The 16195-nt window shown below is 63.3% G+C and carries 12 protein-coding genes; all 12 read left to right on the top strand.

What is annotated here, in order from left to right; genetic code table 11:
• Nucleotides 1-40: 40 nt before the first annotated feature.
• The 12 genes from gluQRS (at nucleotide 41) to BM059_RS19020 (ending at nucleotide 16186) form a co-directional block, all read left to right on the top strand.
• Nucleotides 41-925, top strand: coding sequence for a tRNA glutamyl-Q(34) synthetase GluQRS (gene gluQRS, locus BM059_RS19070; protein WP_074940937.1), 885 nt, complete (start codon nucleotides 41-43; stop codon nucleotides 923-925).
• Between the two features lie 158 nt (nucleotides 926-1083).
• Nucleotides 1084-1260 (top strand): hypothetical protein, encoded by a 177-nt coding sequence (locus tag BM059_RS25280; RefSeq protein ID WP_003244646.1) that lies wholly within the window; start codon nucleotides 1084-1086, stop codon nucleotides 1258-1260.
• Nucleotides 1244-4198 (top strand): sensor histidine kinase, encoded by a 2955-nt coding sequence (locus BM059_RS19065; RefSeq protein ID WP_074940936.1) that lies wholly within the window; start codon nucleotides 1244-1246, stop codon nucleotides 4196-4198. Before BM059_RS25280 ends, BM059_RS19065 begins: the two co-directional genes overlap by 17 nt.
• Nucleotides 4199-4252: 54 nt before the next feature.
• Nucleotides 4253-5686, top strand: a complete 1434-nt coding sequence (locus BM059_RS19060; protein WP_037001586.1) for a sigma-54-dependent transcriptional regulator — start codon at nucleotides 4253-4255, stop codon at nucleotides 5684-5686.
• A 770-nt stretch (nucleotides 5687-6456) separates the two neighbouring features.
• A complete protein-coding gene (locus BM059_RS19055) occupies nucleotides 6457-7851 on the top strand; it encodes a polynucleotide adenylyltransferase PcnB (RefSeq protein WP_074940935.1) in 1395 nt (464 codons plus the stop codon).
• A complete protein-coding gene (folK, locus tag BM059_RS19050; RefSeq protein WP_074940934.1) occupies nucleotides 7848-8336 on the top strand; it encodes a 2-amino-4-hydroxy-6-hydroxymethyldihydropteridine diphosphokinase in 489 nt (162 codons plus the stop codon). Before BM059_RS19055 ends, folK begins: the two co-directional genes overlap by 4 nt.
• Nucleotides 8337-8622: 286 nt before the next feature.
• Nucleotides 8623-9423, top strand: coding sequence for a 3-methyl-2-oxobutanoate hydroxymethyltransferase (panB, locus tag BM059_RS19045; protein ID WP_037001530.1), 801 nt, complete (start codon nucleotides 8623-8625; stop codon nucleotides 9421-9423).
• Complete coding sequence (gene panC / locus BM059_RS19040; RefSeq protein WP_074940933.1) at nucleotides 9420-10277, top strand: pantoate--beta-alanine ligase; 858 nt, start codon at nucleotides 9420-9422, stop codon at nucleotides 10275-10277. The genes panB and panC overlap by 4 nt, the downstream gene beginning before the upstream one ends.
• Before the next feature lie 80 nt (nucleotides 10278-10357).
• The gene (gene pgi / locus BM059_RS19035) at nucleotides 10358-12022 is read left to right on the top strand and encodes a glucose-6-phosphate isomerase (protein ID WP_074940932.1); all 1665 of its coding nucleotides are present in this window, start codon (nucleotides 10358-10360) and stop codon (nucleotides 12020-12022) included.
• Nucleotides 12023-12184: 162 nt separating this feature from the next.
• Entirely contained in the window at nucleotides 12185-14122 is a 1938-nt protein-coding gene (gene acs, locus BM059_RS19030) for an acetate--CoA ligase (RefSeq protein ID WP_074940931.1), read from the top strand.
• Between the two features lie 77 nt (nucleotides 14123-14199).
• The gene (locus tag BM059_RS19025) at nucleotides 14200-15072 is read left to right on the top strand and encodes an oxygenase MpaB family protein (protein WP_074940955.1); all 873 of its coding nucleotides are present in this window, start codon (nucleotides 14200-14202) and stop codon (nucleotides 15070-15072) included.
• Nucleotides 15073-15169: 97 nt separating this feature from the next.
• Nucleotides 15170-16186 (top strand): class I SAM-dependent rRNA methyltransferase, encoded by a 1017-nt coding sequence (locus BM059_RS19020; protein ID WP_074940930.1) that lies wholly within the window; start codon nucleotides 15170-15172, stop codon nucleotides 16184-16186.
• Nucleotides 16187-16195: the final 9 nt, after the last annotated feature.

Genomic DNA, 16195 nt, shown 5'->3' with positions numbered 1-16195 from the left:
GGGCGCTTAGGCGCCCCGCTCTGTTTCTGGCCCTAGCTCCATGAACACTGCCTATATCGGGCGCTTCGCCCCTACGCCCAGCGGCTATCTGCACTTCGGTTCGCTGGTCGCCGCTCTCGCCTCCTACCTCGATGCTCGCGCCGTTGGCGGTCGCTGGCTGCTGCGCATGGAGGATCTCGACCCGCCACGGGAAGTGCCTGGCGCTCAGGATGCGATCCTGCGCACGCTGGAGACCTATGGTTTCGAGTGGGACGGCGAACTGGTGCGCCAGAGCGAGCGTCACGCCGAATACGCTGAGATGATCGCCCGGTTGTTCAGCCAGGGCCTGGCCTACGCCTGCATTTGTTCACGCAAGCAACTCGAAGGCTACGCCGGCATCTATCCGGGGTTCTGCCGTAATGCCTGTCACCCCGACCACGACGCTGCCATCCGCCTGCGCGTGCCGGAGCTGGACTATCACTTCATCGATCGGGTGCAAGGCGAATTTCGCCAACATCTGGGGCGTGAGGTCGGCGATTTCGTGATTCGCCGGCGCGACGGTTTGTTCGCCTATCAGCTCGCTGTGGTGCTGGACGATGCCTGGCAGGGTGTTACCGACGTGGTGCGTGGCGCCGACCTGCTCGACTCCACGCCGCGCCAGCTCTATCTGCAAGAACTGCTCGGGCTGTCGCAACCGCGTTACCTGCACGTGCCACTGATCATCCAGCCCGATGGCCACAAGCTGGGTAAAAGCTACCGCTCGCCGCCCTTGCCTGCCAATCAGGCCAGCCCTTTGCTGCTGCGCGCCCTGCGTGCGCTGGGCCAGCAGCCAAGCGCCGAGCTGCAAGGTGCCAGCCCCAACGAACTGCTGGCCTGGGGCATTGCCCACTGGGACGCTACGCGCATTCCACGCAGCCGCACCCTGGCCGAAGCGCAGTTGCGCTGAAGCGCCGCTCCACCGGGTGCACCGCGCGCACCAGTGCACACCGGGCAAACTCGCACGGCCTCGGTGCACACGGCGCCCCCTACATCGCCGACTTCAAGTTTGTGGCTTGAAGCGCGCAGCTTCCTTTACCATCGCGGCATCTTTCGACGAGATGTCACATGTATATCTACCGACTGGTTCTGATCCTGGTAGTGGGGATCTACCTGTTCTCACCGGCCATCATGGACTGGTGGATCGATCCCAATGGCGCCTGGTATCGGCCTTATCTGCTGTGGCTGATCCTGATCGTCGTCACCTTCATTCTTCAGAGCCAACGCGATGCTGACGAGCTTTAGCCTGAGCGAGCTGATCCTGATCAGCGCCGGCTATCTGCTGGTGCTGTTCGGGGTCGCCTGGGTCAGTGAACACGGTCTTATCCCCCGCTGGATCATCCGCCACCCGCTGACCTACACCCTGTCACTGGGCGTCTACGCCAGCGCCTGGGCCTTCTACGGCACGGTGGGCCTGGCCTATCAGTACGGTTACGGCTTCCTCGCCAGTTACCTCGGTGTTTCCGGGGCGTTCCTGCTGGCGCCGGTGCTGCTCTACCCGATCCTGCGCATCACCCGCACCTACCAGCTGTCATCACTGGCCGACCTGTTCGCCTTTCGCTTTCGCAGCACCTGGGCCGGTGCGCTGACCACGCTGTTCATGCTGATCGGCGTGCTGCCGCTGCTGGCCCTGCAGATCCAAGCGGTGGCTGACTCCATCGGCATCCTCAGCCGTGAGCCGCTGCAGGAAAAGGTCGCGCTGAGCTACTGCGGCCTGATCATCCTCTTCACCATCCTGTTCGGCGCCCGCCATATCGCCACCCGTGAGAAGCACGAGGGCCTGGTGTTCGCCATCGCTTTCGAGTCACTGGTCAAGCTGGTGGCGCTGGGCGTGATCGGCTGGTACGCGCTGTATCAGGTGTTCGGCGGCCCGCGTGAGCTGGAATTGTGGCTAGTGCAGAACCAGGCGGCGCTGGCCACGTTGCACACACCGCTGCAGGAAGGCCCGTGGCGCACCCTGCTGCTGGTGTTCTTCGCCTCGGCCATCGTCATGCCGCACATGTACCACATGACCTTCACCGAGAACCTCAATCCGCGCGCCATGGTCAGCGCCAGCTGGGGCCTGCCGCTATTCCTGTTGCTGATGAGCCTGGCCGTACCGCTGATCCTCTGGGCCGGCCTCAAGCTCGGCGCGACCACCAACCCCGAATATTTCACCCTGGGCCTGGGGATTGCGGTCAACAGTGAAGCCCTGGCACTGCTCGCCTATGTCGGCGGGCTATCGGCCTCCAGCGGCCTGATCATCGTCTCGACCCTGGCGCTGTCAGGGATGGCACTCAACCACCTGGTGCTGCCGCTGTATCAACCGCCAGCCGAGGGCAACATCTACCGCTGGCTGAAGTGGACGCGCCGCGCGCTGATCGCCTTCATCATCATGGCGGGTTACGGCTTCTATCTGCTGCTCGGCGCCCAGCAGGACCTGGCCAACCTGGGCATCGTTGCCTTCGTCGCCACGCTGCAGTTCCTGCCCGGCGTGCTCTCGGTGCTGTATTGGCAGACGGCCAATCGCCGCGGCTTCCTCGCTGGCCTGCTGGCCGGCATCAGCGTCTGGGCGCTGACCATGTTGTTGCCGCTGCTGGGCAATCTGGAAGGCTTCTACCTGCCGCTGTTCAACGTCATCTACGTCCTCGACGATGCCAGTTGGCACCTCGCCGCCATCGCCTCGCTCGCGGCCAACGTACTGGTGTTCACCCTGGTGTCGTTGTTCACCGAGGCCAGCCCCGAAGAGAAGAGCGCCGCCGAAGCCTGCGCAGTCGACAACGTGCGCCGCCCGCAACGCCGCGAGCTGGTTGCCCTGTCGCCGCAGGACTTTGCCGCGCAACTGGCCAAGCCGCTTGGCGCCAAGACCGCGCAGCGCGAGGTGGAGCAGGCCCTGCGTGATTTGCATCTGCCCTTCGACGAAAGCCGGCCCTACGCCCTGCGCCGCCTGCGCGACCGCATCGAGGCCAACCTCTCCGGCCTGATGGGCCCGAGCGTGGCGCAGGACATCGTGGAAACCTTCCTGCCCTACAAGTCCGGCACCGAGGGCTATGTCACCGAGGACATCCACTTCATCGAAAGCCGTCTGGAGGACTATCAATCGCGCCTCACCGGCCTGGCCGCCGAGCTCGATGCGCTGCGTCGCTACCACCGCCAGACCCTGCAGGAGCTGCCGATGGGCGTGTGCTCGCTGGCCAAGGATCAGGAAATCCTGATGTGGAACAGAGCCATGGAAGAGCTCACCGACATTCCCGCACAACGCATCGTCGGCTCGCGCCTGAGCACCTTGAGCGAACCCTGGCAGAGCCTGCTGCAGGACTTCATCGAACGCCCCGACCAGCACATGCACAAGCAACACCTGGCGCTCGACGGCCAGATCCGCTGGCTCAACCTGCACAAGGCGGCCATCAACGAGCCGCTGGCGCCCGGTAACAGTGGCCTGGTACTGCTGGTCGAGGATCAGACCGAAACCCAGATGCTCGAAGACAAACTGGTGCACTCCGAGCGCCTGGCCAGCATCGGCCGTCTCGCCGCAGGCGTCGCCCACGAGATCGGCAACCCCATCACCGGTATCGCCTGCCTGGCGCAGAACCTGCGCGAGGAACGTGAGACTGACGCTGAGCTGACCGAAATCAGCGGGCAGATCCTCGAACAGACCAAGCGCGTGTCGCGCATCGTTCAGTCGCTGATGAGCTTCGCCCACTCCGGCAGCCACCAGCGCAGCGACGAGCCGGTGTGCCTGGCCGACGTGGCGCAGGATGCCATCGGCCTGCTGTCACTGAACAAGCGCAACTTCGACATCCAGTTCTACAACCTGTGCGACCCGCAACACTGGGCCTGCGGCGATCCGCAACGCCTGGCTCAGGTTCTGATCAACCTGCTGTCCAATGCCCGCGACGCCTCGCCCCCCGGCGGCGCCATCCGCGTACGCAGCGAAGCCAGCGAGCACACCGTCGACCTGATCGTTGAGGACGAAGGCAGCGGCATTCCCAAGGCGATCATCGACCGCCTGTTCGAACCCTTCTTCACCACCAAGGACCCCGGAGAAGGGACCGGCCTGGGCCTCGCGCTGGTCTATTCGATCGTGGAAGAGCATTATGGACAGATAACAATCGACAGCCCGGCTGACCCCGAGCGCCAATTGGGCACTCGAATTCGGGTCACCCTGCCAAGGCATGTCGAGGCGACGTCCGTAGCGATGTAAACAGCGACAGTGGGTGCCAACGGCACCCTCCGTGACCGTCGAGAGACCGAATTGATGCCACATATTCTTATCGTCGAAGACGAAACCATTATCCGCTCTGCCTTGCGCCGCCTGCTCGAACGCAATCAGTACCAAGTCAGCGAAGCTGGCTCGGTACAGGAAGCTCAGGAGCGCTACAGCATTCCCACTTTCGACCTGATCGTCAGCGACCTGCGTCTGCCTGGCGCGCCAGGTACCGAGTTGATCAAACTGGGCGAAGGCACTCCGGTGCTGATCATGACCAGCTACGCCAGCCTGCGCTCGGCGGTGGACTCGATGAAGATGGGTGCGGTCGATTACATCGCCAAACCCTTCGACCACGACGAGATGCTGCAGGCCGTTGCCCGCATCCTGCGTGATCGTCAGGAGGCCAAGAGTGCACCAGCGCCAGCCGCAGCGAGCAATTCGCGTGCAGGCAATGCCGAGAAAGTGGTGGACAACGCCAATGGCGAGATCGGCATCATCGGCTCCTGCGCGGCCATGCAGGAGCTCTACAGCAAGATTCGCAAGGTCGCCCCCACCGATTCCAATGTACTGGTGCAGGGCGAGTCCGGCACCGGCAAGGAGCTGGTCGCACGCGCCCTGCACAACCTGTCCAAACGCGCCAAGGCACCGCTGATTTCGGTGAACTGCGCCGCCATTCCGGAAACCCTGATCGAGTCCGAGCTGTTCGGCCATGAGAAAGGCGCCTTCACCGGTGCCAGCGCCGGGCGTGCTGGCCTGGTGGAAGCAGCTGACGGCGGCACGCTGTTCCTCGACGAGATTGGCGAACTGCCGCTGGAAGCCCAGGCGCGTCTGCTACGTGTGCTGCAGGAAGGCGAGATTCGCCGGGTCGGCTCGGTACAATCGCAAAAGGTCGATGTGCGCCTGATCGCCGCCACCCACCGCGACCTCAAGACCCTAGCCAAGACCGGCCAATTCCGTGAAGACCTGTATTACCGCCTGCACGTCATCGCCCTCAAGCTGCCAGCACTGCGCGAGCGAGGCAGTGACGTGATCGAGATCGCCCAGTCCTTCCTGGTGCGCCAGTACACGCGCATGGGCCGCGAACCGCTGCATTTCGCTCATGACGCCGAGCAAGCGATCCGCCATTACCCCTGGCCAGGTAACGTACGCGAGCTGGAGAACGCCATCGAGCGCGCGGTGATTCTCTGCGAGGGTGCAGAAATTTCCGCCGACCTGCTAGGCATCGACATCGAGCTGGACGATCTGGATGACGAGGACTTCGGCCTGCCAACAGTTGCCGGGCAAAGCAGTGGTAACAGCCACGAACCCACCGAAGACCTGTCACTGGAAGACTACTTCCAGCACTTCGTCCTCGAACACCAGGACCACATGACCGAGACCGAGTTGGCGCGCAAGCTCGGTATCAGCCGCAAATGTCTGTGGGAACGCCGCCAGCGCCTGGGCATTCCGCGACGCAAATCCGGTGTGACCAGTGGCCCTTGACGCCACGGGCTCGGTGACAACCTGACCACACACCGGTTCCACAGGTTGTTACCGTTTCAATATCTCGTAACAAAGGCCGGGTCTATCGGTAACGAAAACCCGGCCTTTTCTCCCCCTTCCGAACCACCACGATAGCCTCAAGCCCTTGATTTACAAGGATTCGCAAAAACTGGCACGGCATCTGCTTTATCTCTGGCACAACAACAATAACAAGCAATGCCCTACACAATAAGAACAAGACGTAACGACTCCAGAACAACAAAAACAACAAGGTACGGAGGCGCAGCTAACTGATTCTTTTGGAGAGGAGTTGCCGCAAGGGGTTCGCCCCAGCGATCAGACTGAGAATAATAAAACTGCCCTGAGGCAGCGCCAGAACTGGTTGATTAAGGCAGCATCAGCGTCCAAAGAAATCCGTTTGCTATTGGCTCCCCACTCTAGGGAGCACCCGGTAAGCCAAGGCGAGCCGGGAAGGACCGAACAACAAAAACAACAGGTCCTCAATAACAATAAAAACATAGCACGCACCAACTTGGGGGGGAGCTTCGGCTCCCCCAGTAGCTTCCGGTCCCCGGATCCCCGCCTGCCGCCCTTCTACACACCTTCTCCCGACACGATGCTAGAATCCGCAGCAATCATGCGGTCATCGTTTCGCATGCAGTTGAAAAACCCTGCTGAAGCAAACTGCCTATCAACGCCGTGATGCCTACGCAATTCGATTTTCAAGCGCATGCGCAGCAGGCCGGCCACTACTCCAAACAGTGCATCCCATGCTGAAAAAGCTGTTCAAGTCTTTCCGTTCACCTCTGCGCCGTGCCCCACGCCCACGCAGCACTCCCGAAGTGCTGAGCAGTAGTCAACACCCGCTCAATCGCAACGAAATCAGCCGTCACGCCATCAGCGTGGTCGAACGCCTGCAGAGGGCCGGTTATCAGGCCTATCTGGTCGGCGGCTGCGTACGCGACCTGCTGCTGGATATCGACCCCAAGGATTTCGACGTTGCCACCAGTGCCACGCCCGAACAGGTGCGAGCCGAATTCCGTAATGCACGGGTGATCGGCCGCCGCTTCAAGCTGGTGCATGTACATTTCGGCCGCGAAATCATCGAAGTCGCCACCTTCCGCGCCAATCATCCCCAGGGTGACGAGGAAGAGAACAGCAATCTGGCGTCTCGCAACGAGAGCGGCCGCATTCTGCGCGACAACGTCTACGGCACCCTGGAAGACGATGCCCAGCGCCGTGATTTCACCATCAACGCGCTGTACTACGATCCGACCCAGGAGCACATCCTCGACTATGCGCGCGGCATGCACGATGTGCGCAACCGTCTGGTACGCCTGATCGGCGATCCGGAACAGCGTTATCTGGAAGACCCGGTGCGCATGCTGCGTGCAGTGCGTTTTGCCGCCAAGCTCGACTTCGAGATCGAGAAGCACAGCGCCGAGCCAATGCGCCGCCTGGCACCGATGCTGCGCGACATTCCGTCGGCGCGGCTGTTCGACGAGGTGCTCAAGCTGTTCCTCGCCGGCTACGCCGAGTACACCTTCGACCTGCTGCTCGAGCACGACCTGTTCGCCCAGCTGTTCCCGGCCAGCGGCGCAGCGCTCAAGCAGAACCCGCAGTACACCGAGAAACTGATTCGCCAGGCGCTGATCAACACCGACGACCGCATCCACGATGGAAAATCGGTCACGCCGGCCTTTCTCTTCGCCGCACTGCTGTGGCCTGCCCTGCCGGCCCGCGTGCTGCAGCTGCAAAGCAAAGGCATGCCGCCGATTCCGGCTATGCAGGAAGCCGCCCATACACTGATCACCGAACAATGCCAGCGCATCGCCGTGCCCAAGCGTTTCACCATCCCGATTCGCGAGATCTGGGACATGCAGGAGCGCCTGCCGCGCCGCAGCGGCAAACGTGCCGACCTGCTGCTGGAAAACCCGCGTTTCCGCGCCGGCTACGACTTCCTCCTGCTGCGCGAGCTGGCCGGGGAAGACACCGGTGGCCTGGGCGAATGGTGGACGGACTATCAGGACGCCAACGACAGCGAGCGCCGGCAGATGATTCGCGACCTCGCCAGCAAAGGTGAAAGCACCGGCACCGCGCCGCGCAAACGTCGCCGCAGCAGCAGCAATCGTCGTAAGCGCAGCGACGAAAGTAGCGGCGAATGATGGAGCGGGTTTACATCGGCCTTGGCAGCAACCTGGCCGAACCGCTGCAACAGTTGCATGCGGCCTTGCAGGCCATCGCGCAATTGCCGCACAGCTGCTTGCAGGCGCATTCGTCGTTCTACATCAGCGATCCACTAGGCCCAGCGGATCAGCCGCGCTACGTCAATGCCGTGGCGGCGCTGGATACCGAACTGCAGCCCTGGCAGTTGCTCGACGCCCTGCAACGTATCGAGCAGGAACAGGGCCGCGTGCGCAAGGCCGAACGCTGGGGGCCGCGCACACTGGACCTGGACATCCTGCTGTTCGGTGAACGCCTGATCGACGACGAGCGCCTGACCGTGCCGCACTACCACATGCACGCGCGCCCCTTCGTGCTCTACCCGCTGGCCGAGGTCGCCGTAGAGCTGCAGTTGCCGGACGGCCGCCGCCTCGATGCCCTGCTCGATGCCTGCCCCTTTACCGGCCTGGAACGCCTGCCGGAGTAATGGCCGAGCCAGGCCGCACCTTCACGCCAACGGCCTTGGCTTTTCTCATCGGTTACCGTCGCCTGCTACCCGCCGCAAGGCCGCGCCGGCTCTAGCGCGGCCTTGCGCCAGGGGCATTGGCGGTAACGCCAGTAACAGAGCGGTAACACCTGCAATTGACTTCATGCCCCCCCATCTGGACTATAGGCGTCCCGTCGCCCAGCGCCGGGCGCACCTTTGATGCCAATCCAGGCCGGATTGCAGCCAGATAGAAGCGGTATACCGAGCCTGAGCGAGGACCTTTGAAATGCCTGACGTTACCCTGACCACCCTGCAGAGCCTCAAGCAGAACGGTGAAAAAATCGCCATGCTGACCTGCTATGACGCCACCTACGCCCATACGGCCTGCCAGGCGGGTGTCGACGTGTTGCTGGTCGGCGACTCCCTGGGCATGGTCCTGCAGGGCCACGACAGCACCCTGCCGGTCAGCGTCGAGGAAATGGCCTACCACACTGCCTGCGTCAAACGCGGCAACCAGGGCGCACTGATCGTCACCGATCTGCCGTTCATGGCCTACGCCACCACCGAGCAGGCCCTGCATAACAGCGCCAGGCTGATGCAGGCCGGTGCCCACATGGTCAAGCTGGAAGGTGCCGGCTGGCTGGCCGAACCGATCCGCCTGCTGGCGGAGCGTGGTGTGCCGGTATGCGCGCACCTGGGGCTGACACCGCAAGCGGTGAACATTCTCGGCGGCTACAAGGTTCAGGGCCGCCAGGAAGCGCAGGCACGGCAGATGCGTGCCGACGCCATGGCACTGGAGCAGGCCGGTGCGGCCATGCTGCTGCTCGAATGCGTACCGAGCGAACTGGCCGCGGAAATCACCCAGGCGGTGAAGATTCCGGTGATCGGCATTGGCGCTGGCGGCGCCACCGATGGCCAGGTCCTGGTACAGCACGACATGCTCGGGCTGTCGCTGTCCGGCCGGGCGCCGAAGTTCGTGCGCAACTTCATGGAGGGCCAGAGCAGCATTCAGGGTGCCTTCAGTGCCTACGTACAGGCCATCAAGGACGGCAGTTTTCCAGCCGCCGAACATGGGTTTTCCGCATGACCACGGTGAAAACCCTGCGCGAGCTGCGCGCAGCCATCGCTCAGGCACGCGCCGAGGGCAAGCAGATCGGCCTCGTACCGACCATGGGCAATCTGCATGCGGGCCACGTTTCGCTGGTGGAAATCGCCGCCCAACGCGCCGACTTCGTGGTCGCCAGCATCTTCGTCAACCCGCTGCAGTTCGGCGCGGGTGAAGACCTGGACAAGTACCCCCGCACCCTCGCCGCCGACCAGGAAAAGTTGCTGGCGGCCGGCTGCCACTTGCTGTTTCACCCCGATGTCGCGGAAATCTATCCACACGGCATGGGCGACCAGACTCGTGTGAGCGTTCCCGGCGTTTCCGAAGGCCTTTGCGGCGCCAGCCGACCAGGGCATTTCGAGGGTGTGGCGACGGTGGTGACCAAGCTGTTCAACATGGTTCAGCCGGACCTGGCCGTGTTCGGCGAGAAGGACTACCAGCAACTGGCGGTGATCCGCGCTCTGGTGCAGGACCTGAACATGCCGATCCAGATCATCGGTGCCTCGACGCAACGCGCCGAGGACGGCCTTGCACTGTCCTCGCGTAACGGTTACCTCAACGCCGAGCAACGCGCACTCGCGCCGATGCTGTATCGAGGCCTGCAAGCGATTGCAGAGGAACTGCGCCGCGGCGCCCGCGACTACCAGAGGCTGATCGGCCAGGCACAAGCCCAGCAAAAGGACGCGGGTTTCCAACCCGACTACCTGGAAATTCGCAACGCCGTGAACCTGCGCCCGGCACAGGTCGATGATCGTCATCTGGTGATCCTTACCGCCGCCCACCTGGGTAGCACGCGCCTGATCGACAATCTTGTGGTGGAACTGCCAGGCCAGTAGATGCCTGCAAAGGCAGACGGTTACACTCTTAGAGGCCCGGATTGATCCGGGCCTTTTGCTTTTGCGGATCAGGAGCTCCAATGGCCTATTACCAGCAGCCTCAAGACGTCACCACTCTGCCCGCCTGGCAGGCCCTGCAACAGCATCGTGCCGAGATGGCAGGGTTCAGCATGCGCGAGGCCTTCACCGCAGATGCACGGCGCTTCCAGCGCTTTTCCCTCGATAGCTGCGGCCTGCTGCTGGATTACTCGAAGAACCTGATCGATGAACGCGGCCTCGAGCTGCTGATTCAACTGGCCGAGCAGGCTGGCCTGCACGAGTCCATCGCGGCCCTGTACAACGGCGAGCAGGTCAATGCTTCGGAAAGCCGCGCGGCCTTGCACACGGCGCTGCGTAGCCCCATCGGCCGCCGCCTGCTGGTCGACGGTAGTGACATTATTCCCGAGGTACACCGGGTCCTGAATCAGGTCACCGAGCTGGTCAGCCGCATTCATAGCGGCCTGTGGCGTGGTTACAGCGAGAAACCGATCAAGGAAGTGGTGAACATCGGCATCGGTGGCTCCTTCCTCGGCCCGCAACTGGTTTCAGAAGCGCTGCGCCCGTTCACCCAACGCGGTGTGCGCTGCCATTACCTGGCCAATATCGACGGCAGCGAGTTCCGCGAGCTGACTGCTCGCCTCGACCCGGAAACCACGCTGTTCATCGTTTCCAGCAAGTCCTTCGGCACCCTGGAAACCCTCAAGAACACCCTGGCCGCACGTGACTGGTATCTGGCCATGGGTGGTCCGGAAGAAGAGTTGCACCGTCACTTCATCGCGGTGACCAGTAATCGCAAGGCGGCCATCGAGTTCGGTATCGGCGAAGAGAACATCTTCCCCATGTGGGACTGGGTCGGCGGGCGTTACTCGCTGTGGTCGGCCATCGGCCTGCCCATCGCCCTGGCGATCGGTATCTCCAACTTCAAGGAACTGCTGGCCGGTGCCTACGCCATGGACCAGCACTTCACCCAGGCGCCGCTGGCCGAGAACATGCCGGTGCTGATGGCTCTGCTGGGCATCTGGTACACCAATTTCTGGGGCGCGCAGAGCCACGCGATCCTGCCTTACGACCACTACCTGCGTAACTTCACCAAGCACCTGCAGCAGCTGGACATGGAGTCCAACGGCAAGAGCGTGCGCCAGGACGGCAGCGCGCTGGACATCGCCACCGGGCCGATCATCTGGGGTGGCGTCGGCTGCAACGGCCAGCACGCCTACCATCAGTTGCTGCACCAGGGCCGCCTGCTGGTGCCAGCGGACTTCATCGTCCCGGTCAACAGCTACAACCCGCTGTCCGACCATCACCAGTGGCTGTTCGCCAACTGCCTGTCACAGGCCCAGGCGCTGATGCAGGGCAAGACGCGCGAAGAGGCCGAGGCCGAGCTGCGCGCCAAGGGCATGAGCGAAGCCGAAGTGCAACGCCTGGCGCCGCACAAGGTCATCCCCGGCAACCGTCCGAGCAACATCCTGGTGATGAATCGCATCGCACCGTTCGAGCTGGGTGCGCTGGTGGCGCTGTACGAGCACAAGGTATTCGTGCAAAGCGCGATCTGGGGCATCAATGCCTTCGATCAGTGGGGTGTCGAGCTGGGCAAGGAGATGGGCAAGGAGGTCTATCAGCGCCTGACCGGCCAGGTCGAAAGCAGCGCATCGGACGCCTCGACCCAGGGCCTGATCGATCACTTCCGCGAGCATCATCGCGGCTGATTTGCGCCGCTTCACGCTGCCCAGCTCGGCTTGCCGGGCAGCGTTAATGACTCACATCGCCTCGACAAACACCGACTCACGCGAACATCGCCCCTTGAACCAAGCGCCTGCTTGGGTGCACCCTTGTGTCTGTTGCGGACAAACAATTACAAGGACCCCGCCATGTTCGAGATCACCCGTCACCCCGTGGCCGACGCGGTGCGCCAGCGTGCACACCTGGATAACGACGCCTACCTGCGCCTGTACCAGCAGTCTGTCGAGCAGCCCGAAACCTTCTGGGGCGAGCAGGCCAAGGCCTTTCTGGACTGGTTCAAACCCTGGGATCAGGTGCACACCAGCGACCTGAAACAGGGCCGCGCCGAGTGGTTCAAGGGCGGCAAGCTCAACGTCGCCTATAACTGCATCGACCGCCACCTGGAAAAACGCGGCGAACAGATCGCCATCATCTGGGAAGGCGACAACCCGGCCGAGTCGGCGCACATCACCTACAACAAGCTGCATCACAACGTCAGCCGCCTGGCCAACGTGCTGAAAAGCCGTGGCGTGAAGAAAGGCGACCGCGTGTGCATCTACATGCCGATGATTCCCGAGGCGGCCTACGCCATGCTCGCCTGTGCGCGCATTGGCGCCGTGCATTCGGTGGTATTCGGCGGCTTCTCTCCTGATGCCCTGCGCGACCGCATCCTCGATGCCGATTGCCGCGCGGTGATCACTGCCGACGAAGGCGTGCGCGGTGGCAAGTACATCCCCCTGAAGGCCAACGTCGACAAGGCCCTGCAAAGCTGCCCGGACGTCTCCACCGTGGTGGTGGTCGAGCGCACCCAGGGCGATGTGGCCTGGGTCGAGGGCCGTGACCTCTGGTATCACCAGGCGCTCAAGGAAGTCGATACCGACTGCCCGGCCGAGCCGATGGACGCCGAAGACCCGCTGTTCATCCTCTACACCTCGGGCAGCACCGGCAAACCCAAGGGCGTGCTGCACACCACCGGCGGTTACCTGCTCGGCGCAGCGATGACCCACAAGTACGTGTTCGACTACCACGAAGGCGACATCTACTGGTGCACCGCCGATGTCGGCTGGGTCACCGGGCACAGCTACATCGTCTACGGCCCGCTGGCCAACGCCGCCACCACCCTGATGTTCGAGGGTGTACCGAACTACCCGGACGCCTCGCGTTTCTGGCAGGTGATCGACAAGCACCAAGTCAATACCTTCTATACCGCTCCCACCGCCCTGCGTGCGTTGATGCGCGAGGGCGAAGGCCCGGTCAAGGCCACCTCACGCAGCAGCCTGCGCCTGCTCGGTACAGTGGGCGAGCCGATCAACCCGGAAGCCTGGGAATGGTATTTCCATGTGGTGGGCGACACACGCTGCCCGATCGTCGACACCTGGTGGCAGACCGAGACCGGTTCCATCCTGATCACCCCGCTGCCCGGTGCCACCGACCTCAAACCGGGCTCGGCCACCCGCCCCTTCTTTGGCGTACAGCCGGTGCTGCTCGACGAGCAGGGCAAGGAGATCGACGGCCCCGGCGCCGGCGTGCTGGCGATCAAGGCCAGCTGGCCGAGCCAGATCCGCAGCGTCTATGGCGATCACCAGCGCATGATCGACACCTACTTCAAGCCCTACCCCGGCTACTACTTCACCGGCGACGGCGCGCGCCGCGACGAGGACGGCTACTACTGGATCACCGGCCGCGTGGATGACGTGATCAACGTCTCCGGCCACCGCATCGGCACCGCCGAGGTGGAGAGCGCGCTAGTGCTGCACGATGCCGTGGCCGAGGCGGCCGTGGTCGGCTATCCGCACGATGTGAAGGGTCAGGGCATCTACGCCTATGTCACCCTGATGAACGGCAAGGAACCCTCTGACGAGTTGAAGAAGGATCTGCTGAGCCTGGTTGGCAAGGAGATCGGCAGTTTCGCCAAGCCGGAGCTGATCCAATGGGCACCGGGCCTGCCCAAGACTCGCTCGGGCAAGATCATGCGCCGCATTCTGCGCAAGATCGCCTGCAACGAACTGGAGAACATGGGCGACACCTCCACCCTGGCCGACCCCAGCGTGGTCGACAGCCTGATCGATCAGCGCCTCAATCGCTGAGCCACACGCCCCTTGCCCCGCACGCGGGGCAAGGCGGCATCTTGCCTTGGGCCAGCCAAGCGCCGAAACTGCGCGCCATGGAAAGCCTACGTCGTCAGATCGAAAAACAGGTACACAGCCTCACCGGCGCCTCACTGGGCGTGCTCGACCTCGACCAGCCGCGCGGTGATGCCGGCCTGTTCGGCCCCGAGTCGATGGTCTGGAAAATCCACGCCGACTTTACTGCGATGATGGTCGGCGGTATCTCCGCCCTGCTCCTGCAGATGCTCCACCCGCTGGCACTGGCCGGGGTGTGGGATCACTCCACCTTCCGCCAGGACATGCTCGGTCGCCTACGCCGTACCAGCCTGTTCATCGCCGGCACCACCTACGGTGGCCTGCATGATGCCGAGCAGTTGCTCGACAAGGTGCGCACCATCCATCTGCAGGTGGTCGGCAGCGCGCCAGACGGTCGCCCCTATGCCGCCAGTGATCCCGAGCTGCTGACCTGGGTGCATGTCTCCGAGGTCAGCCAGTTTCTCGCCGGTTACCTGCGCTATGTCGACCCGCAGTTAGCGGTGGCCGAGCAGGATCGCTACTACCGCGAAGTGGCGTTGATCGCCGAACGCCTCGGCGCGCAGGACGTGCCCAAGTCGTGCCGAGCCATCAGCGACTACCTTGAGTGCATGCGCCCGCAGTTGCTGTGTGATGCGCGAACCCGCGAAGTGGTGCGATTGATGTATGCAGCACCGATGCCCAATATTCTCGCCAGGCCCTTCGGCAACCTGATGATGCAGGCCGGTGTGGACCTGCTGCCGGACTGGGCCAGCGAGCTGCTCGGTGAACATCAGGCGCCCTGGCGCCGTCCGCTGATTCGCAGCAGTGTGCAACGCACCGCCGCACTGCTGCGCTGGGCGATTCGTAACAGCGCCGCACAACGCGCCCAACGTCGTCTAGCGCAGCGCCTGTAAGGCGGGTTACAACCGCCCCAGGTCGCACCCGCCTGGCTCCATCCCCCGCTGCGTTTCTTGATAAACTTCCGGCCTTCCTTTCTCCGAGACGCCGCGCATGCCTTCTCTTGACCAGGCGCTGCGCGCCGCCCTCGCCGCTCGCAAAACCCTGCTCACAGAGCTGCACGCCCAAGGCACCGACTGCTACCGCCTGTTCCACGGCAGCCTGGAAGGCGCACCGGGCCTGACCGTAGACCGCTACGGTCCGCAGTTGCTGGTGCAGAGCTTTCATCAGCCACTTGAAGCCAGCGATCTGCACGCCATCGCCGGTAGCGTCGAAACCGCTCTGGGGCAACTACTGTTACTGGTCTACAACGACCGCTCCAAGGGCAACTCGCGCATTGATCGCGATCCGACTCTGTTCCAGCCCAGCGAAGCCGCCCTGGAGGACCTGATCGGCCACGAGTGGGGCCTGAACTATCGCGTACGTGGTCGTCATGCCGGGCAGGACCCGCTGCTGTTTCTCGACCTGCGCAACGCCCGCGGCTGGGTCAAGAGCAACAGCGCCGGCAAATCCGTACTCAACCTGTTCGCCTACACCTGCGGCGTCGGTCTGTGCGCGGCAGCGGGCGGTGCGCGCGAGGTGGTCAACCTCGACTTCGCTCAAGGCAATCTCGCCGTGGGCCAGGAGAACGGCACGCTGAACCCCGAGTTGCTGCCTATGCAATTCATCCAGTCGGACTATTTCCCGGCGATTCGTCAGTTGGCCGATCTTCCCATCAGCAGCCGTCGAGGGCAGAAACTGCCGAGTTACCCGCGCCTGCAACCGCGACAGTTCGACCTGGTTTTCCTCGACCCGCCGGCCTGGGCCAAGAGCGCTTTTGGTACGGTCGACCTGCTGCGTGACTACCAGAGCCTGCTCAAGCCGGCCCTGCTGGCCACTGCCGAAGGCGGCACGCTGGTGTGCTGCAACAACCTGGCGAAAGTGGAGATGAGCGACTGGCGTGCTCAAGTGCTGCGCTGTGCCGAGAAGCTCGGCCGCCCGGTGCGAGACTGCCAGGTGATCGCCCCCGCACCGGACTTCCCTTCGCAAGACGGTAAACCTCCGCTGAAAACCCTGGTCCTGCAGCTGTGAAGCGAGAAA

Source organism: Ectopseudomonas composti, from assembly GCF_900115475.1.
Lineage (GTDB): Bacteria > Pseudomonadota > Gammaproteobacteria > Pseudomonadales > Pseudomonadaceae > Aquipseudomonas > Aquipseudomonas composti.
The sequence above is the reverse complement of the archived record's forward strand: the minus strand, read 5'-3'. Positions and strand labels throughout refer to the sequence as shown.